The organism is Cupriavidus sp. CP313, from assembly GCF_054072015.1.
The window spans coordinates 101,150-125,271 of the sequence record NZ_JBSVZB010000024.1; the positions used below are offsets into that span (position 1 = coordinate 101,150).

Below are 24,122 nucleotides of genomic sequence, written 5' to 3' on the forward strand. Positions count from 1 at the left end.
ACGCCTGACCTCAATCCAGGCTCAGGTGCGACGTCTTGATCGTTTCGCTCCAGCGCAGGCGTTCCGCCGTGACAAAGGCGGCGAATCTCTCCAGCGTCTGTCCGCCTGGAATGCCGCCCATCCTGCTGATTTCGGCAACCATGTCGGGGGCGCGCAAGACCGCGACCAGGTGCTCATGCAGCCTGGCTGCGATCTCCGGCGGCGTGTTGGCTTTCACAAAGATGCCGATCCACGCCGTCGACAAGAGGTTGCCCACCCCGGCTTCCTCCATGGTCGGCACCTCGGGCAGGCTGGGGATTCGCCGTGCGGACGTCACGGCGAGCGGGCGCAGCTTGCCGGCCCGGATATGCGGCAAGGCCTGTGTCAGGTTGTCAAACTGGAAAGTCGTTTCACCGGCCAGCAGCGCGGTGGTCGCCGGCGTGGAACCGCGATAGGGAACGTGAATGGCATCCGTTCCCGTGCGCTGCTTGAGCAGTTCGCCGGTCAGGTGGCTGGTCTGGCCGATGCCGGAGGAGCCGAAGGACAGCTTGCCGGCCTGCGCTCTCATTTGCGTGACCAGGTCGGCGGCGCTCCGGATCGGGGACTGTGCGTTGACGACCAGGACACTGGGAAAGGAGATGACATCGGTAATCCCCACCAGGTCGTCCGGCTTGTATGGCAGGGTCTTGTAGGCGCTGTAGTTGATGGCCTGCGGCCCGACATTCCCGGCCAGGAGCGTGTAGCCGTCGGCGGGCGCGCGTAGCGCCGCCTGCGTGCCGATGATGCCCCCGCTGCCGGGCCGGTTGTCCACGATGACAGGCTGGCCAAGGCGAAGGCTCAGTTTCTGCGCGAGCAGACGGATGGGAATATCGATCGTGCCTCCCGCCGCGCCCGGCACGATGATGGTGACCGGCCGCGCAGGCCACGCCGCGCCCGTTTGCGCGGACACAGCCGGGGTCACCATCATTGCGCCCAGGGCAGCGGTAAGCGCGAGCGCCAGGCGCCTGGTACTGCGGAGTGCTTGCATGGCATTGCCTCCTTCTTCTCAGTGTTGTCCTGTTCACGCCTGCGAGCGATGGCCGGCATCGACAAACCGCCCGAGATGCGCAGAGGCATTGCCGAGCAGCGCATCGTTGGCCATCAGGCGCTTGCTGTAGTGACTGATCGGGGTTTCGTCCTGCATGCCGATCGCCCCATGCAGTTGCAGGGCGTCAAGCGCAATCGCACGGCTGGCATGGCCAACCATGTACTTGGCGGCGCTGACGCGGCGCGAGCGCTCGGCCGGCGGCACCAGGCGCCAGCCTGCAACGGCTTCGCGCACCAGGTGGCGTGCGGCATGCCAGCCACGATAGTGGTCGACCACCCGGTGCTGAAGCACTTGCTGCTCTGACAGGGTACGGCCGAACTGCTTGCGCGTGCGCATGTACTCAACCGTGAGAGCAAGCGATCGCCGCATGGCCCCGATGCTTTCCGCGCAAAGGGCGAGGGTGGCAAGTTCCAGCGCGTCGTCCAGCAACGCCGGGGCGTGGTCTGCGCCGCAGAGCAGCGCGGACGCAGGCAGTTCGACGTCGTCGAAGCGAACATCCGCCGCGCTGCGCCCGTCGTGGAGCTGATAAGCGCGCATGCCGACACCGGCCGCCTGGCTCGGCACAACGAACAGCGCCAGCCCACCTTCAGGCAGGCAAGCCGTCACGAACAGATGCTGCGCCTGGGCGGCGCCCATCACCAGCCGATTGACGCCTTGCAGGCGCCAGCGCGTGCCATCCCGGCGCGCAACGGTTTCGGGATGGTGGACGTCGCGATGGGACTGACCCTCGCGATAGGCCAGCGCGCAGCGGTCCTGGCCGCTGGCCAGCGCTACGAGCAGCGGTCCGCGTCCTTCTGCGCTCTCCGCGCCAAGCAGGAGCTGCGTGCCGAGGACCGAGCTCCAGAGCATGGGCTCCACCACCAGGGCCTCGCCGAGCGCCTCCAGCAATGGCACGAGGTCGGACAGGGTGCCGCCCAGGCCGCCGTCGCACTCGGGGACCAGCAGGCCGGTCAGGCCCAGGTCGGCAAGGGCAGCCCATGCGGCAGGGTCGAAGCCGTCCCTGGCAACCATGATCTCGCGCCTGCGCTCGAAGCCGTAGTGCTTGTCCAGCCAGCGACGCAGGGTGCCGTCCATGATCACCTGCTGCTCGTCCATCTCGTCCTGGCGGGGGCGATCGATCTCGGTCAGTCCGCCGAACACAGCCTTGGCAACGATCTGGCGTTGTATCTCCGACGAGCCCCCCGCCAGCGTGATGCCACGGTAGCGCCAGTAGTGCAGCGGAAAGTTCTCGGCATGGCCAGGGGAGAGCGGCTCCGGATCGGGCTCGCCATCGATCGCGCGAGGATCGAAGGGCAATGCTCGAGCGCCCAACGCATCCAGCTTGAACGTGTGCAGGTCCTGCAGCAGCAGGTTGCCATCGAGCTTGAGCAGCGAAGCCTCCAGTTCCGGGCTGCCGCCCTGCTCGGCAAGCCGCACTGCCGGCCACCACGCGGCTTCGAGCGCGCGCATGCGAATGTCCAGCTCGGCATGCCGGCGCGCCAGCAAGGCGTCCTCGATCTGCGCGCCGGGGCCCGGGCGCCATTTGCCGGCCAGTTTCGCGACGCTGGCCAGCTCCGCCTTGCAGTCCCCCACTCGCGCGACGAACAGGCGCTCGATCACCAGCAGTCCCTTGGCGATGGACCAGCCGGCGTGTTCCACGCCCACCAGGTTGGCCGCGGGCACCCGCACGTCGTCGAAGAACATCTGTACGTGGAAGTGCGAGCCGTTGATAAAGCGGATCGGCCGCACCGTCACGCCCGGTGCGCGCAGGTCCATCAGCAGCACCGAGATGCCCTCTTGCTTGCGTCGGGCAGACGGATCGGTGCGGACCAGCACCAGTGCCCAGTTGGCCCACTGGCCCAGGGTCTGCCAGATCTTGCTGCCATTGACGACCCATTCGTCGCCATCGCGCCGCGCAACGGTACGCAAGGACGCCAGGTCGGACCCGGCGTCGGGTTCGGAATAGCCTTGCGCCCAGAAGTCATCGAAGGACAGCATGCCTGGCAGGAAGCGCCGGCATTGCTCGGGCGTGCCGTAGCGGATCAGCGTGGGCCCGATGGTATCGATGCCGAGATTGTCATAGCGCGGCGCGTCGCTGGCCGCCAGCTCTTCCCGGAAAATTGCCTGCTCCACCAGCGACCACCCCGGGCCGCCGTGCTCCCGCGGCCAGCCAGGCGCCGCCCACCCGCGCGCATGCAGGATCCGCTGCCAGCGCGCAGCCTGCTCGCGCGTCACCAGGCAATGGGCGCGCGAAGCGGCCCGGATATCGGGCGGGACCGCCTCGCGCAGGAAACTGCGAACCTCCTGGCGGAATGCATCGAGGCGATCGGCGCGGGAATGATCTGACATCGTTGGCCCTTTGATGAAAGCGTTGCTGGGTTGCGTTCTCCTGACGGGATGACAGTCACCCTGGCGACCACGCGGGCTTGCGCTTCTCCACGAATGCCGCCACGCCTTCCTTTGCGTCGTCGGTTGCCGCGATATTCCCGAAGCTCTCCACCGCACCGGCTACGCCGCGGCGGTAGTCGGAGTCGTTGGCGCGCAGGAAGGCCGCGCGGCCCATCCGCATGATGGTGGGCGATTTCTCGCAGAAGGATCGCGCCAGCGCCCGGGCTTCGCGCATGACGTCCGGCTGCGGCACGACGCGGCTGACCAGGCCAAGCCGCCAGGCTTCGTCCGCATCGAATGCGCGCCCGGTAAACAGCAGGTCAAAGGCGCGGTGGCGCCCGACGATGCGGGGCAGGTGCGTATAGTGGATGGCAGGGATCATGCCGACGTCGATCTCGGGATAGCCAAACGTTGCCTCCTCGGCCGCCACGATCATGTCGCATGAGATGGCCAGGGTCATGCCACCGCCGCGCGCCGCGCCCTCGACCGCCGCGATCGATGGTTTCTTCAGCTGGAACTGCGCCTCGCACAACCCCACATAGAGCTTCTCCACCAGCGCATAGAGCTGGCTCGGCGAAGACTGCTGCACGGCATCGAGCCGCAGGCCGGCACAGAAGCGGCGCGGGATGGCGCTGCCGAGGATCACGGCGCGCACCGAGTCGTCTTCGGCGGCGCGCCGCATGGCGCCGATCAGGTCGTCGATCATGGCCTCGTTCAGCGCATTGACTGGCAGGCTGTCCAGCTGGATTTCCGCGACTTGGTCGCGCACGGCATAGCGGATGGAGGACATGGATTCCATTGGGTGGATATGAGACGGTCTTCAGTTGACTGGGGTGGGGCGGGGTTGCCTCGCGCTCACTACGTGACGGAGCCGGCGACCGCCACGATGCCGTCGGCCTGGTAGCGCCGGATCATGTCGGGGCCATAGCCTGCCTCGCGCAATATTTCCTCGGTGTGCTGCCCCAGCAGGGGCGGCGCGCGGTGCGCCTGCCGCTTGCCGTCGCGAAACCGCACCGGCAAACCCATGTTCCGGACCGTGCCCAGCACCGGGTGTTCCGATTCGACCACCAGCTGCCGCGCCTCCAGTTGCGGGTGGGCAAGGGCCTGGTCGAGTGTGTGGATGGGCGAGCAGGCCACGCCTGCCGCGCGCAATGCCTGCAGCCAGAATGCGACCGGCTGCGTGGCGATGCAGCGCTGCACGAGATCCACGGTGCGCGCGAAGTTCGCCACGCGCGCCGCATTGGTGGCGAACGCGGGATCATCGACATGGTCGTGCAGCCCGGCGACCGTGCAGAAGCGGCGCCACTGGGCATCGTTGCCGACGCCGATCATGAGTGGGCCATCCGCCGCATCGAAGGCCTGGTACGGGGCCATGGCGGGGTGCGCGGTCCCCATGCGCGCCGGCGCCCGGCCGGTGCGCCAGTAGTTCTGCGCCATGTAGCCCATGAAGCCGAGCGCGGTATCGAGCAGCGAGACCTCCAGGTAGACGCCGTGCCCGGTCTTTTCGCGCTCGATCAACGCGGCGAGGATGCCACTGAAGGCATGCATGCCCGTGCCCAGGTCGACCGGAGAGAAACTGGCGCGCGCCAGGTTGCCTGCCGGATCGCCCATGGTGCTGATCATGCCGCTGAATGCCTGCAGCATGACGTCATAGCCGGGCTCGTTGCCGAGCGGACCGGTGCGGCCATAGCCAGAGATCTCGCAGTAGATCAGGCGGGGATTGCGCGCGCTCAGGCTGTCGTGGTCCACGCCCAACCGGGCCGCGGTGCCTCCGCCGAAGCCCTGCAGCACGATGTCCGCGCCGGCGGCCAGGGTCTGCACGATCTGCTGTCCCTCGGGGGTCTTGAGGTCGACCGCGATGCTGCGCTTGTTGTGGTTGACCGAAAGGAAGGTTGCCGACTGGCCCTGCTCCTGCGGCAGCCAGGCGCGGGTGTCGTCCCCCACGCCGATCGGCTCGACCTTGACGACGTCGGCGCCGAGTTCCCCGAGATACTGGCCGCACAGCGGGCCGGCCAGCACCTTGCTCAGGTCCAGCACGCGAATTCCTTGTAGCGCAAACATGGGCAATGGAATGGATGTGAAGTCGGATGAGAGGACCGGGTGGCGGCTATTCCGCCCGGATGCCAATGCTGCGGGCCGCGGCAGTCCAGCGTTCAGCATCGCGGTCGACAAAGGCCTGCAGTTGCGCCGGGGCGATCAGGAGGGGCTCTGCGCCACGCGCGGCCAGGGCGCGCTGATAGGCGGGATCGGCCAGCGCCCTGGCCAGGGCCTGGCGCAGCGCGGAGACGATCTCGGGCGGGGTCTTGGCCGAAGCCTGGAGCGACAGCCAGTACTTCAGGTCCAGGCCGCCGTAGCCCGCCTCCTTCATGGTGGGGACGGCCGGCAACAGCGGCGACCGCTCAGCCGAGGTGATAGCCAGCCCCTTCAGCTTGCCGCCCTGTACCTGGCCCACGCAGGTGGTCATGCTGTCGAACAGGAAGTCCACCTGGCCCGCCATCACATCGCTGCTGGCCGGCGCGCTGCCCTTGTATGGCACGGCAATGGCGGAGAAGCCGGCCAGCCGCTGGAGCAGCGAACCGTAGATATGCGGGGAGCTGCCCGGCCCGTAGGTGGCAAAGGTAAGGTTTCCGGGCCGTTCCTTGCCAAGGCTGACCAGGTCGCTCATGGTCGTGACACCGAGCTTGCCCGGATGGACCACCAGCACGTTCGGCACGGTGGCGGCAATGCCGATGGCCACGAAATCGCGCTGCGGCAGGAAGCGCGCGGCCGGGTACATCAAGGGATTGACCGCCTGCATGCCGACCGTGTTCAGCAACAGGGTATGGCCATCGGCCTCCGTGTCCAGCACGATCTGCGCCCCCAGGTTGCCGCTGGCGCCTGGCTTGTTCTCGACCACGACCGGCTGCGCCAGCACCTGCGCGAGATGCTTCGCGGCCAGGCGCGCGACGAAGTCGCCCGGACCTCCCGCCGCGAACGGGACCACGATCTTGATCGGCCTGGAAGGCCAGCCCTGCGCAAACCCGTGCCGGGCCAGCAAGGCGGCGGCAGTGCCGAGCAGCAGGGTGCGGCGGCTGAATGTCATGGCAGTCTCCGGTGTGGCTCCCTTGCGCCCTGCCCGGGCACGCTTGCCCGGCGGGATGGGGAATCTGGTTGCCACTATGGCGCCGGCCTTGCTATAAGTAAAAGACCGTTTCACGATGCCAGGCATATATTTTTTATATACTGAGCCTCCGCCTTGTCGCGCGTTCGCTGGGAATCCCATCATGGCCATTGATATACGGGACTTGCGGTGCTTCCTGGCCGTCATGTCCGCGGGTTCGATCTCGCGGGCGGCCGAGCACATGCACCTGGCCCAGCCGGCGCTGAGCCTCCAGATCAAGCAACTCGAACAGGAACTGCGCGTCAGGCTGTTCGACCGTACCCAGAGGGGCGTGCTGCCCACGGCGGCCGGCCTGCGCTTCGTGAGTCACGCCAAGGACATCCTGACGCGCGTCGACCTGGCCTGCGAGGATGTCCGCGACTTCGTGGCCGAGCCGGCGGGCCGCGTCGCGATCGGCCTGCCCCAATCCATGGCGCAGATTCTGACCCTGGCGTTGGTGCGCGAGACGCTGGCGCGCTGGCAGAAGATCCAGCTCCAGATCATCGAACTGAGCACGGGCTATATCCCGGAGCGCCTGCTCAGCGGCCACATCGACATCGGCCTGACCTTCCAGGTGGATCCTGGCGCCGGGCTGCTGTTCGAGCATCTGCTGGACGAGGACCTGGTCCTGGTGGGTCCCCCCGGCGCACTCTATGGGGCGCCGGATGCCGGCCCCGGCAGTCCGGGCACGGTCGGCCAGGTCGCCTTCGCCGAACTCGCTGACTACGCCATGCTCCTGCCGGCCGGGCTGCATGGCCTGCGCGCGCTGATTGACCGCTACGCGAAATCCCATCACGTCAGCTTGCGCGTGCTGGCGGAAGTCAACGCCATTCCGCAGTTGATCGAGCTGGCCGCGGCGGGGGTCGGCTTCACCATCCTGTCCTATGCATCGGTCCGCCGCGAATTGCGCAGCGGCTTGCTGTCCGCGGCCCGGATCGTCGAACCCAGCATTTCGCGGCCGGTCTACCTGTGCCGCTCTGCCACCACCCCACTGTCGATGGCCGCGTCGACCGTGCAAGCGCTGATTTCCGACACCGTGCAGGCCCTGGTTGCCGATGGCCGGTGGCCGGCACACGCTTCCTGAGGCCAGGCCGGTCTGCCGCGCAAGCTACGCCCGGGTAAACTGTCGGGAACACCACAATCGAAGCTGCGATGCGGATTTTGCATTGCACGTTTCCCCTTCATGCGCCTGACCCTCATCACCTTCGGTACCCAGGGCGACTGCCGCCCCATCGTCGCGCTGGGCCTCGGCCTGCGCGCCGCCGGCCACGACGTGCTGATGCTGGGCGAACGCTTGGCAGCCACGCTCGCGGCAGAGCACGGCCTGGCCTTTGCTCCGATGGCAGGCGATATCCAGCAGACGCTGGCGCCGGGCGGCGCGCTGCACAAGCTGATGACCGAAGGCGGCAACGTCGCCGAGGCCACACGGGCATTCGCGCGCATTGCCGAGGACAACACCGAGGCGTGGATGGCGCAGTTGGCGGAGGCCGCGCGCGATGCCGATGGCATCGTGTTCTCGGGGCTGACGGCGTATGTGGCGCTGTCGGTGGGCGAGCAGTTGGGCAAGCCGGTGATCGGCGCGGGCATGTTCCCGATCTCGCCGACGCGGGCCTTTCCGTCCGCGCTGCTGCCGCCGTTCAGGATGCCGGGGTGGGCCAATCGCGCCAGCCACCACGTAATCAACTTCGTGCTGTGGCGCATGTTCCGTACCGCGACCAATGCTGCGCGCTCCAGGCTGTTCGGCGCGTCAGCGCGCAAGGCGATGTGGGCGGACTTTCCGACGCTGTACGCGATCTCGCCGCACCTGGTCCCGCGTCCGCATGACTGGCATGACGACTGGCTGGTGAGCGGCGCGTGGACCATGTCGCCGCAGCCGGACTGGCAACCGGACGCGCCGCTGCGCGACTTCCTGGCGGCCGGCGAGGCGCCGCTGTATATCGGCTTTGGCAGCATGGCGGGCTTTGACCGGCACAAGGTGGTGACGGCGCTGATGCAGGCGGTCGATGGCCGGCGCGCGCTGTTCTATCCGGGCTGGAGCGGCATCGACGTGGCGGCGTTGCCATCCAACTTCCACGTGGTGGGCGCCACCCCGCATGACTGGCTGTTGCCGCGCGTGTCGGCGGCAATCCATCATGGCGGTGCGGGCACCACACATGCGGCCGCGGCGGCGGGCGTCCCGGCGATCGTGCTGCCGTTTGCGGGCGACCAGTTCTTCTGGGCGGGCCGGCTGGCGGCGCTGGGCGTGGCGCCGCGTTATGTCGCCGGGCACAAGATCGACGCGCCGCGGCTGGCGTCGATGATCGCCTTTGCCGAGCAACCGGCCACGCGCGAACGGGCCGCCACGCTGGGCCGCGCGATGGCTGCCGAGCGCGGCGTCGACAATGCCGTGGCGGCGATTGAGCGCTTTTGCGGCAGGCAGGGCGCATAATCCCGTTCCGCCTTCCGCATTCACTGACGCAGGACCTTCCGATGTTGAACCGTACCCAGCAAATCCTTATTGCCATCGTCGCCGTGGCTGTCCTTGGCATGTTGTGGTTTGCCGGCAATGACCGCCGCGACGATGTCGGCGGTGCCGCACCCGAGGCGCAGGCCGAAGCCAGCGCGGTGCCGGCCAGCATCGTGCGCGGGGTGCCGCGCGATGGCACGCTCGACCCGATCAGCATCGACCCGGAGCGCCCCGCGGACCGCCTGCCGCAGCTCCAGGCCGACACGCTGCTGAATGACTACCGCGACAACCCCAAGGAAGCCGACACCCGCTACCTGGGCCAGTACCTGATCGTCGAAGGCGTCGCCAGCGGCATTCGCCGCGAGCGCGACCAGGTCTTTGTCGATATCCGCACCAACGATCCCGGCGTGAATGTGCGCGCACTGCTGCTGCAACGCCAGATCTGCGGCCCGGCAGGACGGGTGTGCGAGGTGGAAGCCCGAGCCACCATGGTGCGGCGCGGCCAGAAGGTGGCGCTGGAATGCAACGGCGCAGGGCTGGCGGATGGCGCACCGCTGCTGCGCGACTGCCTGCTGCGCGGCGGCGCCAACTGATCGCGCTTGTCCAAGATTCCGGAGTCCCGCCATGCAATCCGTTCTGTCCATCCTTGCCATCCTGATCATGGTGGCCACCATCGTCGGCGTGGTTTCGCCCGCCTGGCTCAGCCAGACGCTGTTTGGCGGCAAACCCGTCACGCGGCTGCAGGTCGCAGTCATCGGGGTCTGCCTTGCCGGGCTTTGCCTGGTCCTGGTGGGCCGGCTGGCGCAAGGCGGCGGCGCGGGCGGCTGAGGCGCCACCCCGGCGCAGAAGCGGCCGTTTTGCGCTTCTGTTTGGACGATTGGATCGGCGTACCGGCGCCTACAGTGTGAAGGTATGCGGTGGCCACTGCGTCTTGCATGGCAGCCCGCCCCAGCCACACAGGACATCCATGTACAAAGCTCTGCTGGCCGCAGGCCTTGGCCTGCTGATCACCGGTTGCTCGACCTACCAGGCAGTGACCCCGGTCGACCGGCCCGACCGCACCGATCCCCTTGTCGCGTTCCAGGTGCCGGCTGGCGGCGGCCCGATGGGCAACTACGGCGCCAACGGCACGCTGCTGTGCGTGGTGGTGAACCCGGTCACGGGCAATGATTTTGTCGAGAACTTTCTCTCATCGCTGCGGCGGCGCAATTTCGAGGTGAAGGTGCTGCAGGCGCAGACCTCGATCGCGGCGTGCCCGGTGGTGGCGCTGTACACGGCGCGCAGCGCCTGGTACTGGACTGCGTACCTGAACAGCGCGGACATCACCGTGTTCCGCAACGGCGACCGTGTTGGCAAGGCCATCTATAACGCCAACCGCAGCGCGGGCGGGCTCAACCTGAGCAACTTCGTGCAGCCGTCGTCCAAGCTGGATGAACTGGTTGAACAGCTGTTCCCCGGCATGCTGCCGCCCCCGCCGCCGGCGAGCACGGCCGCCCCGGCGGCCTAGCCTGTCTGCAGTCAACCGGAGGGCCGGACCATGCCTCTCTGCGCAGCATCTTGCCGGGCGCAGCCGCGCCCGGCCCAGCGTACCCGGATCAGCGTTCCAGCCGGCCCAGGCGCACCACGGTCACGCCCGGGCGCAATTGGCGCAGCGACGGCATCACCAGCACGCAATCCGGATACGGCGTCACCACTGGCTCGCCGTCGCGCCAGCCGATTACGGTCCCGGCCTCGGTAAAGGTCTCCAGCCCGGTATAGGGGCCGGCAAAGCGGAAGTCCATGCTGGTGGCCACCACCGGCTCGGTCACGCGCACCACGCGCTGCGTGGCGGGCAGCGGCTGCAGCCAGCCCGCGGGCACGTCGCTTTCATCGATCACGCCGGCATGCAGCAGGAAGCGCGCGGTGCTGTCCTGCGCCACGGTCACGGCGGCGGGCTCCCAGTGCTGGCCGCATTCGATCAGCAGCGCGTTGCGCGGGCTGGCGGCATCGCCAAAGCCATCGTAGTCGCGCATGCGGCGGCCTTCGGGGTGGCCTTCGTCGACGATCACATCGGCCGGCGCGCCCAGCGCGCGCGACAGGGCGATGCCCTTGTCGAGCGGGCCTGAGACGATCAGCGGCCGGCTTTTCTCATGCATCGAATGCAGGTCCAGCAGCAGGTCGACGGTGTCGATCACCGGGCGCATGGCGCGCGCGCGGCGCAGCTCCGATGAATCCAGGCTGGCGTCATCCAGCACCCTGGCGGTCCATACGCGGTTGAAATCCTGGTCGACAAAGCGCGATGCGTCAGGCCTGGCGGCATCGAAGCTGTGGTACGCATCGACGTTGGCGAACGCCAGCGTCAGCCGGCCGCGGCGCGGGCGCAGGCCGTGGTCCAGCAACGCCTTGACGGCGATGGCGCCGCAGACCTCGTTGCCGTGGGTCAGCGCGTTGACCATCACGTGCGGGCCGGGCTGGCCGCTGTCGAAGGTGAACAGGTAGGGGATGCCGGTGTTGCCGGCGGCGTAGGCGCGGATGTCGGGGAATGCGACATCGACGGGGTAGGCGTCGATCGGTGCGGTTGGCTGGGTCATGGGAATCGGTGCGTTCAGGGCGCCTGGCGGATCGCTGCCGCCGGGTCGTGTTCCGGGGATCAGGTTGAGGATGGGCGGCGGGGTCTTGCCAGCGCCGCCCGCCTCATCTCTTACTCGTGAATGCCAGCCGTCTGCACGATGGTGCGATAGCGCCCCGTCTCGCGCTTGATAAAGCTGCCGAACTGCGCCGGATTGGCCGGCGCCACTTCCACGCCGGCTTCCGCCAGCTTCTTCTTCACATCCGGCATGGCCAGCACGGCCTGCATCTCGGTGTTCAGGCGCTCCACCACCGGTTGCGGCAGCTTGGCCGGGCCCATCAGACCGAACCACACGCCCATGTCGACGCCCTTGAGCGCGGGCGTCTCGGCCAGCGCGGGCACGTTCGGCGCCACCGGCGAGCGCTTGGCGTTGGTCACGCCGTAGGCCTGCACGCGGCCGGCCTGGATATGCGGCAGCGCCGACGACAGCACCATCACCGCCAGGTCGATCTGGCCGCCGAGCAGGTCGGTGGCCATGGCCGACGCGCCCTTGTACGGCACGTGCGTGATATTGACCTTGCCCTGCTGCTTGATCAGCTCGCCGGCCAGGTTCAGCGGCGTGCCCACGCCCGACGAGGCATACGACAGCTTGCCCGGCTGCGCCTTGGCCAGCGCGATCAGCTCGGCCGCGTTCTTGGCCGCCAAGCCGGGCTTGCCGACCAGCACCATCGGCTGGGTGCCGACGAAGGTCACCGGCGCCAGGTCCTTCTCGCCGTCGTAGCGCACGGCGGGGTTGGTCAGGCGGGCGATCGACACTTCACTGCCCGAGCCCATCAGCAGGGTGTAGCCGTCGGCTTCGGCCTTGACCACCTTGGCCGCGCCGATGGTGCCGCCGGCGCCGCCCAGGTTCTCGATCACCACGCTCTGGCCGAGGCGCTTGCCCAGCTCCGGGGCGATGGTTCGGGCCACCAGGTCGACGCTGCCGCCGGCGGTGTAGCCCACCACCAGCGTGATCGGCTTGGCGGGCCAGGCGGAGGCAACGGCGCCGGCGGAAGCGGCAAGGCAGAGTGCGGCAGCGGCCGCGCGCAGGATGGTCTTCATGGTCTCGTCTCTGGGGATTCCGGAATGGTTGTTGTGGGCCGATGTTAGAAGCGCGGAACCGGCCCGGCGTGCAGCTTTGGCAAGGGGGGTTGCCGATTCGGCAATGGTGGCCGAAGGCGCATCAGCGCGGTGCCTGCACCGCCGCCTGCCAGAAGGCCTCGGCCAGCGGGCGCATCGGCGCGCGCGGGCGGTACAGGCGGATATCGAGCGCCAGGTCGCCGCCATCATCGCTGCGTACGCCGCTGATGGCACGCACCAGGCGCCCGGCGTGCAGGTCGTCGGCAATCAGCCGTGCCGGCAGCCAGGCCAGGCCCATGCGCTGGCGCACCATCTCGTGCACCGACTCGGCAAAGTCGCTGACCGCGATCACGTCCAGCCGCGGCGCCAGCTTGCGGCGCGCGATCTCCTGGTTGACCATGCGGCCGAGTGTCAGGGTCTCGGCGTAGGCGATCATCGGGACCGGCTTTGCGGCCGACTTGGCGGTCGCAAGCCGGTGCAGCGGCGCGCCGCGCGTATCGGCGGCGCTCACGCACACCAGCCGCTCCACGCCGGCCAGGTGGAACTGGTAGCGCGCGTCGTCCAGCATCACCGGCAGGTCCGGCGGGCTGTAGCAGAGCAGGAAATCGGCATCGCCCTCGGCAAACATGGCCAGCGCGTCGTGCATCGGGAAGGTCGACAGCCGGGTGCGGAAGCCGCCCGCCGCCGGGTCGGGCCGCAGCGCCTCGCGCAGGCCCGCCAGCCACGCCGGCACCATCGAGCGCGCCAGGGTCTTGCCGGTGGCGATGGTGACCGTGCTGGCGTCGGCGCGGTGCGCGGCGCGCAACGCCAGGCGGGTCTCGTCCAGCGTGCGCAAGGCGCTCTGCGCGGCTTCCAGGAACTGGCGCCCTTCGGCGGTCAGCCGCACCGGGAACGCGCTGCGGTCGATCAGCGGGGCGCCGGCCCAGACCTCCAGCGCCTGCATGCGCCGGCCAAACGCGGGCGGGGTCACGTTGCGCAGTTCGGCTGCGCGCGCCAGGCTGCCGGCCTGGGCCAGGCAGACGAAGTCTTCGAGCCAGCGGATATGCATGGAAGGCGGACGGTTGAGGGTGGGACGGCGATGCCCTCATTATCGGTAAAACCGGCCGCCACCCTTTGCCTGCCGCATTCCTCGGTTAGAATTTTTCGCATGACACTGATCCGGCGCCGCCACCCCTCGTCCCCGACCAGCCAGGCGTCCGACACCCCGCCGCCCGCGCCGGAATACACCATCGACGAGCTGGCGCGCGTGGCCGGCACCACGGTGCGCAACGTGCGCTCCTACCAGGACCGCGGCCTGATCGATCCGCCGCTGCGGCGCGGGCGCGTGGGCATCTACACGCAGGCGCACCTGGGGCGGCTCAAGCTGATCCACCACCTGCTGGCGCGCGGCTATACGCTGGCCAATATCACCGAGCTGCTCAAGGCCATCGTCGAAGGGCACGACCTGCGCTCGATCCTGGGGCTGGAGACCGCCATCAACAGCCCGTGGACCGACGAGACGCCGCGGCACTACTCCTACCTGGCGCTGGCGCGGCTGTTCGGCCGCGCGATCTCGCGCCCGGCCCTGGCCAAGGCGATCTCACTGGGGCTGCTGGAACCGGACGGCCTGGGCTATCTCGCGCGCAGCCCGCGCGCGCTGGCCGCGGGCGCGGAGATCGCCCAGGCGGGCTTTGCGCTGGAAGACGTGCTGGAGATCATCGCGCAGTCGCGCGGGCATTTCCAGGCGGTATCGGACCATATCGTCGCTACCGTGGTGCGCGAGCTGGACCGCTTTGGCGTTGGCAAGCTGCCGCCGCCGCAGGACGTGCCGCGGCTGGTGGAGATCCTGTGGCGCATCCGCCCGCTGGCGCTGGTGATGGCGGAGACAGAGATGATGCGGGCGCTGGAGATCTCGGCCAACAAGTATCTGGGGGACCGGGTGGCGGCGATCATCGAGCATTTGCATGATGAGGAAGGCGGGGGCGGCGGGAAGCCATGATCCCGCGCCGGTCTGGTCCCCTCCCCCGCTGTGCAGAGCGGGCACACAGGTGACAGGTGTGCGAGGGCATGGTTGACACTTCCGGGCACACTCATCCCGCTGCGCTACCTCGCCGCGCTTCCCCGCACCGACTCCTCCAGCAACGACCGCAACTTCGCCAGCGCGCCCGGATCCCCGTGCGCGGCTGAGCGTGCATACCAGATCTTGGCCTGCTCGATATCCCGGTCGACCACCCCAGGCTCGCCGTGCTCGTAGAAGCTGCCGACGATGTATTGCGCGCCGCCGTCGCCGGCACTGGCCGCGCGGCTGTACCACATGAACGCCTGTCCGTAGTCGCGCGGCACGCCCCGGCCAGTGAAGTAATTCGTCGCCAGCGCCATCTGCGCCTGCACATGCCCGCCCTGTGCGGCCAGTGCATACCAGCGGTTGGCTTCCTCCAGTGACTTCGGCACCAGTTCGCCACGCTCATAAAGGTCGCCCCAGGTGTACTGGGCATGCGTCATCTGGTTGTCGGCCGCTTTTTTCAGCCAGACCAACGCCTCCTGCGGGCGGGCGGCAGTGCCCTCACCGCGCAGCAGCATCATTGCGTAGTTGAATTGGGCCAGACGGTTGCCCTGCCGGGCCGCATTGGCAAAGCCGCGCAGGGCCTGGTCGAAGTTGCCCGCTTCATACGCGGTGACCGCGTCGCGGGTCTGGGCCTGCGCGGGGGCAGGCGGCTGCGGTGCGGAGGCTGCCGGCTGCATGCACAACAGCCATGCGGCGGTGGCGCCGGCGAGCAAGGCGGCAATCGGGGGGCGGGCAATCGACATGGCGGACTCCGGGCACAGCGCCTTCCTGATTCCAGTGTAGGAGTCAGGACACCGCGCCGGTAGGCAGGCGCGGAATCGCCAGAATATCCATGCGAATAATCAATCGGTCACAATATCTGCCACGATCATTCCTCGCACAGATAAAACCAGGTGTTCAGATCCACCCGGCCCGATGCAGCCGCCGCCACAGTCCCCCGCAGGCGACTGCGGTCACGCCGACGACGGCCGGGTAGGCGAAGGGGATTTTTAGCTCAGGCATGAAATCGAAGTTCATGCCATACAGGCTGAAGATCACGGTCGGGATCGCCAGGATCGCGCCCCAGCCAGCCAGGCGCTTGACCACCTCGTTCTGGCCCACGGTGACCAGCGCCAGGTTGACCTGCACGGCAGTGGTCAGCATTTCGCGCACCACGTCGAGCGTGCGCACCAACCGGCTGGCGTGGTCTTCGATGTCGCGGAAATAGGCGCGCAGCTCCTTCGGCACCAGGTCTTCGTGCAGCCGGATCAGCTGGCCGCACATGTCTTCCACGGGGCTGACCGCATTGCGCAGGCGCAGCACCTGGCGCTTGATCTGGTACAGGCGCTCGATCGCCGCGCGGTCGAACTCGTCGCGGAAGATGCCCTGCTCCAGCGCCTCGAAGGTGTCTTCCAGGCGCGTGACGATGGGCAAGTAGTGGTCGACGATAAAGTCCATCAGCGCGTAAAGCACATAGCCCGGGCCATTGGCCAGTCCGTGCGGGTCGTGCTCGCAGCGCTCGCGCACGGGCGCATAGGTGCTGCTGACACCGTGGCGCACCGAAACCACATAGTTGGGGCCGACAAAGAGATGGGTCTCGCCGACCACGACTTCGTCTTCCACCAGTTGCGCCGTGTTGAGCACCACGAAGACCGAATCGCCGTAGGACTCGAGCTTGGGGCGCTGGTGCGCATCGAGCGCATCTTCCACCGCCAGGTCGTGCAGGCCGAACGCCTGCTGGGCCTGGCGCAGCAGCGCGAGGTCAGGCTCATGCAAGCCCAGCCAGACAAAGGTGCCCGGTACGCCCAGCACGGTGGGAATCTCCTCCATGCCCACCGTGCTGAGCCGCTTGCCCTGCCGGTAGGCCACGCAATTGACGATGGCGCCCATGGAAACTCCGCTGATCAGATGGCGCAATCGTAACAAGCCTTTACGCTGCGCCGGACTTGATGCGCGTTGCCTCGCGCGACAAACCACGCTGGCCGCACTTGCCCAGCGTTACAGTGTGCTGTGCACGTGCATAAGGAACCCACGCGCCACCTGCTGTACATATCGATCCAATTGTTACAGTTCGCGACAGATACGACGTTAGAATGTGGCATTTCCACGGTCACCCGGCTATGTCCCAGAAGAAATCGCCACGATTCGAGCTGCGCAGTGGCAACGTAGACGCCCTCCTTCTCGCCCTCCAGACCGCCGACATGGCAGCGCTGCGGGATGACCTCCTCTCCCGCTTTGAAGCCACCCCCGACTTCTTCTCCAATGACGTGATCGCGCTGGACCTGCGCGCGCTGGAAGGTGACAGCGAAGTCGCGCTTGGCACCGTGATCGATACGCTGGCCACGCTCAAGGCCCGCGCCATCGGCGTGGTGGCCCGCCCCGGCCAGCGCGAGTGGGCCGAGCGCTTCGGCCTGCCGCTGCTGGACAGCCAGGCCCGCCGCGGCAGTGCCGCCGATCGCGCCACCGACCGCGCCGCCGAGGCCAAGGCCGCAGCCGCGGCGGAACAGGCCGCAGCCGAACAGGCCGCGCGCGAGGAATCCGTCCGCGCCGCCGCGCAGGCCACCACCGACGCCGCCGTGGCCGCTGCCATCCGCCAGACCCAGACCATGCTGATCGACAAGCCGCTGCGCTCGGGCCAGCAGGTCTACGCGCAGGGCGACGTGGTCATCCTGGACGTGGTCAGCTACGGCGCCGAGGTGATCGCCGAAGGCAACATCCATATCTATGCCCCGCTGCGCGGCCGGGCGCTGGCGGGCGTCAAGGGCAACACCGGCGCGCGCATCTTCAGCACCTGCATGGAGCCTGAACTGATTTCCATCGCCGGCATCTACCGGACCGCGGAGCAGACGCTTCCGGCCGATGTGCTCGGCAAGACCGCCCAGGTGCGCCTGGCCGATGAAAAACTAATCCTCGAAGCGCTGCGGCTCAAGTAACCGCGGCAGCCCTCGGGACCGAATTGCAGAGAGCGCAAGCTTCAACTTATTACTGGACCAAAGAGCCATGGCAAAAATCATCGTTGTGACCTCCGGCAAGGGAGGCGTCGGCAAGACCACCACCAGCGCCAGCTTTGCCGCCGGCCTGGCCCTGCGCGGCCACAAGACTGCCGTGATCGACTTCGACGTCGGCCTGCGCAACCTTGACCTGATCATGGGTTGCGAGCGCCGCGTGGTGTACGACCTGATCAACGTGGTGCAGGGCGAAGCCAACCTGCGCCAGGCGCTGATCAAGGACAAGAAGTGCGAGAACCTGTTCATCCTGCCGGCCTCGCAGACGCGCGACAAGGATGCGCTCACGCGCGACGGCGTCGAGAAGGTCATCAACGGCCTGATCGAGATGGATTTCGAATTCATCATCTGCGACTCGCCCGCCGGCATCGAGTCGGGCGCGCTGATGGCGATGTACTTCGCCGACGAGGCGCTGATCGTGACCAACCCGGAAGTGTCGTCGGTGCGCGATTCGGACCGCATCCTGGGCATCCTGGCGTCCAAGACCAAGCGTGCCAGCGAAGGCGGCGACCCGATCAAGGAACACCTGCTGATCACCCGCTACAACCCCAAGCGCGTGCATGGCGGCGAAATGCTGTCGCTGACCGACATCCAGGAAATCCTGCGCATCAAGCTGATCGGCGTGGTGCCGGAGTCGGAAGCCGTGCTGCATGCGTCCAACCAGGGCACGCCCGCCATCCACCTGGAAGGCAGCGACGTGGCCGACGCCTATGGCGACGTGGTGGACCGCTTCCTCGGCAAGGACAAGCCGATGCGTTTCACCGACTATCAGAAGCCGGGTCTGCTCTCCCGCATCTTCGGCAACAAGTAACGGTCAAGGAGGGCTCACCCCATGTCGATCCTTTCCTTCCTGCTGGGAGAGAAGAAGAAGTCCGCGTCGGTCGCCAAGGAGCGGCTGCAGATCATCCTGGCGCACGAGCGCACCGGCCATTCCGCGCCCGCCGACTACCTGCCCGCGCTGCAGCGCGAGCTGGTGGCGGTGATCTCCAAATACGTCAAGATCGGCGACCAGGACCTGCGCGTCACCCTGGAACGCCAGGACAACCTCGAGGTGCTCGAGGTCAAGATCGAGATCCCGCAGAACTGAGGACGGATCCCGGCGCTGCCGGGCTCACCCCTCCCCCTCGGTTTCCCCGCTCTTCCCGTCTTTCCGCCGACCGCGGCGCCGCTTGCGCGCCGGGGTCGGCCGGCCTCCGATTTCCCTGCCCCGCCCCCCGCCCTACCCCCGCCAGCCCAGTGTGCAGGCCACCTCGCGACTATGCGGCAACGCACCAATTCAGAATTGTGTAGCGGCGAGACAACGGATTTGCACCAAAATCCTGCTTGAAAGCGCAGCTTGGCGGAGTTTTGTGTCCTTGTAGCTTACGTTTTGTTAAATTTTCGCGGCGTCTACACGAAACGTAGACATCGTCCACGCCGTGATCCGGCGGAGAGAACAGTACAAGACAGAAAAGGAGCACCATGAAGAAATCGGCCATCGTCCTCGCAGCCGGCAGCCTGTTGGCAGGTTCGGCGTTCGCCCAGTCGTCCGTTACCCTGTACGGTATCGTTGACCAGAGCATCCGCTTCCAGACGAACTCCAGCGCCAACAACGACAACCTGTGGGAACTGACCAACGGCGCCGTCACCAACAGCCGCTGGGGCCTGAAGGGCAGCGAAGCCCTCGGCAATAACCTGAAGGCAATCTTCCAGCTGGAAGGCGGCTTCGATCCGGACACCGGCCGTTCCAACCAGGCCAGCGCCACCAACCCGAATGGCCGCCTGTTTGGTCGTCAGGCTTACGTTGGCCTGTCGGGCGACTTTGGCACGATCAAGCTGGGCCGCCAGTACACCGAAGGCTTTAACTTCTTCGGCGACTACGATCCGCTGACCATCGGCAACTACACCAACAACGCCTGGCCGTTCTTCCTGACCCAGTTCCGCAGCGACAACGTCGTCGGCTACAGCGGCAAGTTCGGCGGCCTGGACGTGGGCGCCAGCTACGGCTTCGGCGAGCAGCCGGGCAGCATGACCAAGAACCAGTACTGGGGCGCCCGTGCCGCTTACTCGTTCGGTCCGTTCGGCATCGGCGGCGTGTACCAGGAAATCCGCAACATCAACGGCGACAAGCAGCAAATGTGGGGCGCTGCCGGTAAGTACGCCTTTGGCCCGGCCAAGCTGTTCGTGGGCTACGTCGGCGGCAAGGACCGCACCGGCGTGATCGACAACGGCTTCCTGAACAACTCGGCTGCGGCGCCTGCTCCGGCCGTGGTCACCGCCGGCGCTGCCAACAACCCGCGCAAGGACACCATCGGCTACATCGGCCTGACCTACCAGGCCACCCCGGCCCTGGCGCTGACCGGCGTTTTCTACGGCGACTACGTCGAGAACAAGAACGGCGTGAACGACAACAACGGCCGCCGCTACACCGGCGTGCTGCTGGCCGAGTACTCGCTGTCCAAGCGCACCCAGGTCTACGGCACGGTTGACTTCAACAAGGTTTCGGGCGGCACCACCACCGAAATGCCGGGCCGCAACAACCAGACTGGCGCTGCCGTCGGTATCCGCCACATCTTCTGATCGACACCTGATCAGCAGTACCTGGCAAAAGGCACCTTCGGGTGCCTTTTTTCATGGGCGCGGCCGGCGCCGCAGCCACAGGTACCAGCCGGCCGGCGAGGCGGCTTCGCCCAGCGGCTGCAGCGGCACCAGCACGCCGCCATGGCGCGCCACCACGCGCTGTGCGCACAGCAGCGCCGGCCCGGGCTGCGCCAGCCGCGCGGCGCTTTCGTCGTCGGCGGGATCGAACGCCAGCCACAGCGCCAGGCCGCCTGCGTGGCCACGGCACGTGACCCGCAGCGCAGTCCCCCGCGCCGCGGCATCAATGGCGCTGGTCAGCAGCCATTCCAGCGTTTGCGCCAGCATGGCCTGATCCCCGCCAAGGCGCGGCAGGCGGCCTCCCGGCCGTTCAAGCCGGACGCCGGCCTCGCTGGCCAGGGTCCAGACGCGGTCCAGCGCTTCATCCAGCAGCGACTCCATGGCGATACGGCGCATGCGATAGGCGTGGCGCGTTTCGCGCAGCAGCCGGTTCAGGTCATCGATCTGGCGCAGCGAACGGCGCGCATGGCCGCCAACCTGCGCCAGCAGCGCGGCGTCGGCCTGGTCCCGCGTGCGGCGCAGCTCCAGCCAGGCCAGCAGCGAGGCATTGGGTGCGCGCAGGTCGTGGCCAAGCACGTGCAGCAGCATGTCGTGCACGGCGGCGGGGTTGCGCACATCAGCGCGGCGCTGCCCAACCGGCCGGCCGCGCAGGCACCGCGCCAGCCAGCGGCCGCCGAGCCAAAGTGCCACGGCCAGCCCCGCCTGGTGCAACCGGGACGCTTTCATGCGGCAGCCCGTTCGGTGCGCTCCGGGCGATCGGTACGCTCCAGCCGGTAGCCATGCGTGTAGACCGGCGTCAGCCGCAAGCCGTGCCCTGCCTGCAGCCCAAGCTTGCTGCGCACGCGCGAGACATGGGTATCGATGGTGCGCGACAGCGGCGAGATCTCGCGGCCCCAGACCGCGGCGGTGATGTGGTCGCGCGTGACGATGCGCCCCTCGTTGCGGAACAGCAGCACCGCCAGGTCGAACTCTTTCGGCGTCAGGCCGACCGGATGGCCGTTGCAGGTGACCTTGCGCAAGGCGCAGTCGAAGGCGTACTCACCCAGCCGCAACGGCGCCAGCTGCGCCAGCTGCGCGGGGTTCGCGCGCCGCAGCAGGCAGTCGATGCGCGCGGCCAGCTCGGCCGGGCGCACCGGCTTGACCATGTAGTCGTCAGCGCCCGCCGCCAGGGCATTGACGATGTCGAGCTCGGCCTCGCGGCAGGTCAGGAACATCACCGGGATGCGGCGGTCGAGGTGGGTACGCACCCAGGCCAGCACCTCGCGCCCGGACAAGTCCGGCATCTGCCAGTCCAGCAGCAGCAGGTCGAAGCCCGCGTCGCGCAGCGCCAGCAGCAGGCGCCGGCTTTCAGCGAAGGTCACGCAGTCATGTCCCGCGCCGGTAATGACCTGCCGGATCAGCGCCGCATCCGCGGGCGCGTCTTCAAGCGATGCAATGCGCGATGCCATTTTCTTTCCCATGTGTTGTCTCCGACGGAACAGGGCACTAGCGGGACATTTAAGACCGCGTTGCCGTCCGCACGAATAGGAAAGACCTCAATCTCAACTTTCAACAATCTTTTACTTCTCGCCTCAGCAGGCCGCTCCTACCATGGGTTTCGCTGCGTGCCGAGCGGGCCCGCAGTGCCATGCTCTGTCCATCCATCGGCGCATTCCGATGCGCCCGCGCAGGAGCCACTCTCGTGAACATCGCCGCGCTGCAGGCGGACCCGACCCTCGCCGTCAGCATCGAACAGACCCTGCGCCTGAACGGGCACCAGTGCACGCGCTATCTCAGCGGACGCACCATGATCGGCGCGCTGCGCGGCAGGTCGTTCGATCTGCTGATGCTCGATTGCGATACGCCGGGGATCCCGGCCCTGGAAGTGCTGGCATGGGTGCGCCGCACGCTCGGCAACGAGATGCCGGTGATGCTGACCGGCACCTCCAACGAAGACGCCTTCGTCGCGGCCTGCTTTGCGCAAGGCGCCGACAGCTACGTGCCCAAGCCGCTGCGCACGGCCGAGCTGGCCGCGCGCGTGCTGGCGCTGTTGCGCCGCGCCAGGCCGGCGGGCGAGGAATGCGACCTGGCGCACGGCGTGTTCCGCTTTGCCACCGCGGAGCGGCGCGTGTGGGTCCAGGGCAAGCCGGTGCTGCTGGCCCCCAAGGAATTCGACCTGGCGGTGCTGCTGTTCCGCAACCTGGGTTCGCTGGTGCTGCGCCAGACCATGGTCGACCAGGTCTGGCGCTACCGCATGGACCCGGCCTCGCGCACGGTGGACAGCCACCTGTCGCGCGTGCGCACCAAGCTGTCGCTGTGGCCGCACAATGGCGTGCGGCTGTCGTCGGTGTATGGGCTGGGCAGCCGCCTGGATGCGGCTTAGCCCAGCCGCAGGCCTCAATCGGCCTTGATGCCCGCTTCCCTGACGATGCGGGCGTTCTCCGCGGACTCTTCGCGGATGGCCTTGGCAAACTGCGCCGGCGTGCCGCCGGTCGGCACCTCGCCGCCCTTGAGCAGGCGCTCATGGACTTCCGGCTCGGCCAGCGCCTTGTTCAGTTCGGCGTTCAGGCGGTTGATGATGGCCGCGGGCGTCTTGCCCGGCGCGAAGATGCCGAAGGTCGAGGTCAGGTTGGCCTTGGGGTAGCCCAGCTCTGCCAGCGTCGGCACCGAGGGCAGGCTCTCCAGGCGCCTGGGCGCACCCACCGCCAGCGCGCGCAGGCGGCCAGCCTGCATATGCTGGGTCAGCACCGGGCTGGCGTTGGTGCTCATCACCTCGAACTGGCCGCCGAGCGCGTCGTTCATCTGCTGGCCCGCGCCCTTGTACGGGATCAGCGTGATGTCGGCCTTCGACTTCTGCTTGATCTGTTCCAGCACCACATGGCCGACCGTGCCCAGGCCCGACGTTGCCCAGCGCACCGAGCCCGGCCTGGCGCTGGCCTGACCGACCACGTCGGCAAAGCTCTTGCCGCTGAAGCCGGAGGTGGCTACCACCAGCACCGGCGAGTACATCACGCTCATCACCGGCGCCACGTCCTTCTGCGGGTCGTAGTTGACGCGGCCGACATGCGGGTTGAGCGTCAGCGGGCTGGTGGCGGCAAAGCCCAGCGTATAGCCGTCCGGCGCAGCCTTGGCGACCGCATCGATGCCGATGCTGCCGCCCGCGCCGGCCTTGTTCTCGACCACCACCGAGGTGCCCATCTGCGCCGACAGCCGCTCGCCCAGCGCGCGCGCCACGGTGTCGCTGATGCCGCCGGTCGGGTAGGCGACGATCACGCGGATCGGACGGCCGGGATAGGCGTCGGCAGCGGCGGCAGGCAGTGCGGCAGCACCGCTGGTCACGCACAAGGCGGCCAGCAGGGATGAGCGGAAGGGGAAGGCCATGATGGAAATGCGGGAGAGATTTCGACAGGAGGGCGCCGGGCGCGGCAGCGGATTGCCGGCCTGGCGCAAGGCAGCCGCTATCTTAGCCGATCGGGACGTGCGCGCTCAGCGCACCAGCGGGCGTTCCGGCACCCACGAGACAAAGAGTTCGTTGGCCCTGTCATACAGTCGCCATACCGTGCCGCAGTCGCGGCAGGCAAAAGTCAGCATGCTGAACGGCACGCCGGCGGCGCTCTGGCTCACCAGCGGCACCGTGCCGCGCAGCGCCAGGCAGGCCGGCGGCTCGCGCCGGCGCGGGTCGGCGGCGAGCGCCAGGCAGCGCTCGCAGGCGGGCGTGGCAGACGGTGCTGACACAGGTTGGATGGGTGGCGGGGGCACGGCAGACTTCATGCCCGCCATGATGCCGCAAAAC

The 24,122-nt window shown here is 67.9% G+C and carries 25 protein-coding genes; 11 read left to right on the forward strand and 14 right to left on the reverse strand.

Annotated elements, in window-relative coordinates; all coding sequences use genetic code 11:
• Window positions 1-10: 10 nt before the first annotated feature.
• The 5 genes from ACW4E8_RS28160 to ACW4E8_RS28180 all read right to left on the reverse strand — a co-directional run bounded on the left by ACW4E8_RS28160 (window position 11) and on the right by ACW4E8_RS28180 (window position 6,515).
• Window positions 11-1,006, reverse strand: a complete 996-nt coding sequence (locus ACW4E8_RS28160) for a Bug family tripartite tricarboxylate transporter substrate binding protein (RefSeq protein ID WP_456807505.1) — start codon at window positions 1,004-1,006, stop codon at window positions 11-13.
• A gap of 33 nt (window positions 1,007-1,039) precedes the next feature.
• Complete coding sequence (locus ACW4E8_RS28165) at window positions 1,040-3,394, reverse strand: acyl-CoA dehydrogenase family protein (RefSeq protein WP_456807506.1); 2,355 nt, start codon at window positions 3,392-3,394, stop codon at window positions 1,040-1,042.
• A 55-nt stretch (window positions 3,395-3,449) separates the two neighbouring features.
• Window positions 3,450-4,223 carry an enoyl-CoA hydratase/isomerase family protein gene (locus ACW4E8_RS28170; protein WP_456807507.1) on the reverse strand — a complete coding sequence of 258 codons (774 nt, stop codon included), beginning with the start codon at window positions 4,221-4,223 and terminating at the stop codon, window positions 3,450-3,452.
• Between the two features lie 68 nt (window positions 4,224-4,291).
• The gene (locus ACW4E8_RS28175) at window positions 4,292-5,494 is read right to left on the reverse strand and encodes a CaiB/BaiF CoA transferase family protein (protein WP_456807508.1); all 1,203 of its coding nucleotides are present in this window, start codon (window positions 5,492-5,494) and stop codon (window positions 4,292-4,294) included.
• A 46-nt stretch (window positions 5,495-5,540) separates the two neighbouring features.
• A complete protein-coding gene (locus ACW4E8_RS28180) occupies window positions 5,541-6,515 on the reverse strand; it encodes a Bug family tripartite tricarboxylate transporter substrate binding protein (RefSeq protein WP_456807509.1) in 975 nt (324 codons plus the stop codon).
• A gap of 181 nt (window positions 6,516-6,696) precedes the next feature.
• Here ACW4E8_RS28180 and ACW4E8_RS28185 point away from each other — a divergent pair, with 181 nt between their 5' ends.
• From ACW4E8_RS28185 to ACW4E8_RS28205, 5 genes are all read left to right on the forward strand, one after another.
• Complete coding sequence (locus tag ACW4E8_RS28185) at window positions 6,697-7,656, forward strand: LysR family transcriptional regulator (protein WP_456807510.1); 960 nt, start codon at window positions 6,697-6,699, stop codon at window positions 7,654-7,656.
• Window positions 7,657-7,755: 99 nt separating this feature from the next.
• Window positions 7,756-9,000: a glycosyltransferase gene (locus tag ACW4E8_RS28190; RefSeq protein WP_456807511.1), complete on the forward strand. Its 1,245-nt coding sequence runs from the start codon at window positions 7,756-7,758 to the stop codon at window positions 8,998-9,000.
• A gap of 41 nt (window positions 9,001-9,041) precedes the next feature.
• On the forward strand, window positions 9,042-9,611 hold the full coding sequence (locus ACW4E8_RS28195; protein ID WP_456807512.1) for an OB-fold putative lipoprotein: 570 nt from the start codon (window positions 9,042-9,044) through the stop codon (window positions 9,609-9,611).
• A 31-nt stretch (window positions 9,612-9,642) separates the two neighbouring features.
• Complete coding sequence (locus ACW4E8_RS28200) at window positions 9,643-9,846, forward strand: hypothetical protein (RefSeq protein ID WP_456807513.1); 204 nt, start codon at window positions 9,643-9,645, stop codon at window positions 9,844-9,846.
• A gap of 139 nt (window positions 9,847-9,985) precedes the next feature.
• Window positions 9,986-10,525, forward strand: a complete 540-nt coding sequence (locus tag ACW4E8_RS28205; RefSeq protein WP_456807514.1) for an Sbal_3080 family lipoprotein — start codon at window positions 9,986-9,988, stop codon at window positions 10,523-10,525.
• 88 nt (window positions 10,526-10,613) lie between these two features.
• Here the strand turns inward: ACW4E8_RS28205 and ACW4E8_RS28210 are convergent, their stop codons facing one another.
• From ACW4E8_RS28210 to ACW4E8_RS28220, 3 genes are all read right to left on the reverse strand, one after another.
• On the reverse strand, window positions 10,614-11,588 hold the full coding sequence (locus ACW4E8_RS28210) for a M14 family metallopeptidase (protein WP_456807515.1): 975 nt from the start codon (window positions 11,586-11,588) through the stop codon (window positions 10,614-10,616).
• Between the two features lie 110 nt (window positions 11,589-11,698).
• Window positions 11,699-12,667 carry a Bug family tripartite tricarboxylate transporter substrate binding protein gene (locus ACW4E8_RS28215; RefSeq protein WP_456807516.1) on the reverse strand — a complete coding sequence of 323 codons (969 nt, stop codon included), beginning with the start codon at window positions 12,665-12,667 and terminating at the stop codon, window positions 11,699-11,701.
• Window positions 12,668-12,788: 121 nt separating this feature from the next.
• Entirely contained in the window at window positions 12,789-13,733 is a 945-nt protein-coding gene (locus tag ACW4E8_RS28220; protein ID WP_456807517.1) for a LysR family transcriptional regulator, read from the reverse strand.
• Window positions 13,734-13,832: 99 nt separating this feature from the next.
• Between ACW4E8_RS28220 and ACW4E8_RS28225 the strand changes: the two genes are divergently transcribed.
• Complete coding sequence (locus tag ACW4E8_RS28225) at window positions 13,833-14,663, forward strand: MerR family transcriptional regulator (RefSeq protein ID WP_456807518.1); 831 nt, start codon at window positions 13,833-13,835, stop codon at window positions 14,661-14,663.
• Window positions 14,664-14,767: 104 nt separating this feature from the next.
• Here the strand turns inward: ACW4E8_RS28225 and ACW4E8_RS28230 are convergent, their stop codons facing one another.
• On the reverse strand, window positions 14,768-15,472 hold the full coding sequence (locus ACW4E8_RS28230) for a tetratricopeptide repeat protein (protein ID WP_456807519.1): 705 nt from the start codon (window positions 15,470-15,472) through the stop codon (window positions 14,768-14,770).
• 154 nt (window positions 15,473-15,626) lie between these two features.
• Entirely contained in the window at window positions 15,627-16,598 is a 972-nt protein-coding gene (locus ACW4E8_RS28235; protein ID WP_456807520.1) for a magnesium and cobalt transport protein CorA, read from the reverse strand.
• 230 nt (window positions 16,599-16,828) lie between these two features.
• Between ACW4E8_RS28235 and minC the strand changes: the two genes are divergently transcribed.
• The 4 genes from minC to ACW4E8_RS28255 all read left to right on the forward strand — a co-directional run bounded on the left by minC (window position 16,829) and on the right by ACW4E8_RS28255 (window position 20,272).
• Window positions 16,829-17,641 (forward strand): septum site-determining protein MinC, encoded by an 813-nt coding sequence (gene minC / locus ACW4E8_RS28240; RefSeq protein ID WP_456807521.1) that lies wholly within the window; start codon window positions 16,829-16,831, stop codon window positions 17,639-17,641.
• Window positions 17,642-17,708: 67 nt separating this feature from the next.
• The gene (gene minD / locus ACW4E8_RS28245) at window positions 17,709-18,524 is read left to right on the forward strand and encodes a septum site-determining protein MinD (protein ID WP_013955180.1); all 816 of its coding nucleotides are present in this window, start codon (window positions 17,709-17,711) and stop codon (window positions 18,522-18,524) included.
• A gap of 21 nt (window positions 18,525-18,545) precedes the next feature.
• Window positions 18,546-18,800, forward strand: coding sequence for a cell division topological specificity factor MinE (minE, locus tag ACW4E8_RS28250; RefSeq protein WP_340522560.1), 255 nt, complete (start codon window positions 18,546-18,548; stop codon window positions 18,798-18,800).
• 374 nt (window positions 18,801-19,174) lie between these two features.
• Window positions 19,175-20,272 (forward strand): porin, encoded by a 1,098-nt coding sequence (locus ACW4E8_RS28255; RefSeq protein ID WP_456807522.1) that lies wholly within the window; start codon window positions 19,175-19,177, stop codon window positions 20,270-20,272.
• Window positions 20,273-20,323: 51 nt separating this feature from the next.
• Here ACW4E8_RS28255 and ACW4E8_RS28260 read toward each other — a convergent pair whose 3' ends face one another.
• Both ACW4E8_RS28260 and ACW4E8_RS28265 read right to left on the reverse strand, forming a co-directional pair.
• Complete coding sequence (locus ACW4E8_RS28260; protein ID WP_456807523.1) at window positions 20,324-21,076, reverse strand: sensor histidine kinase; 753 nt, start codon at window positions 21,074-21,076, stop codon at window positions 20,324-20,326.
• Complete coding sequence (locus ACW4E8_RS28265) at window positions 21,073-21,810, reverse strand: response regulator transcription factor (RefSeq protein WP_456807524.1); 738 nt, start codon at window positions 21,808-21,810, stop codon at window positions 21,073-21,075. The genes ACW4E8_RS28260 and ACW4E8_RS28265 overlap by 4 nt, the downstream gene beginning before the upstream one ends.
• A gap of 221 nt (window positions 21,811-22,031) precedes the next feature.
• Here ACW4E8_RS28265 and ACW4E8_RS28270 point away from each other — a divergent pair, with 221 nt between their 5' ends.
• The gene (locus ACW4E8_RS28270; RefSeq protein WP_456807525.1) at window positions 22,032-22,712 is read left to right on the forward strand and encodes a response regulator transcription factor; all 681 of its coding nucleotides are present in this window, start codon (window positions 22,032-22,034) and stop codon (window positions 22,710-22,712) included.
• A gap of 14 nt (window positions 22,713-22,726) precedes the next feature.
• Here the strand turns inward: ACW4E8_RS28270 and ACW4E8_RS28275 are convergent, their stop codons facing one another.
• Window positions 22,727-23,710 carry a Bug family tripartite tricarboxylate transporter substrate binding protein gene (locus tag ACW4E8_RS28275; protein WP_456807526.1) on the reverse strand — a complete coding sequence of 328 codons (984 nt, stop codon included), beginning with the start codon at window positions 23,708-23,710 and terminating at the stop codon, window positions 22,727-22,729.
• Between the two features lie 105 nt (window positions 23,711-23,815).
• Window positions 23,816-24,109 carry a hypothetical protein gene (locus ACW4E8_RS28280; protein WP_456807527.1) on the reverse strand — a complete coding sequence of 98 codons (294 nt, stop codon included), beginning with the start codon at window positions 24,107-24,109 and terminating at the stop codon, window positions 23,816-23,818.
• Window positions 24,110-24,122: the final 13 nt, after the last annotated feature.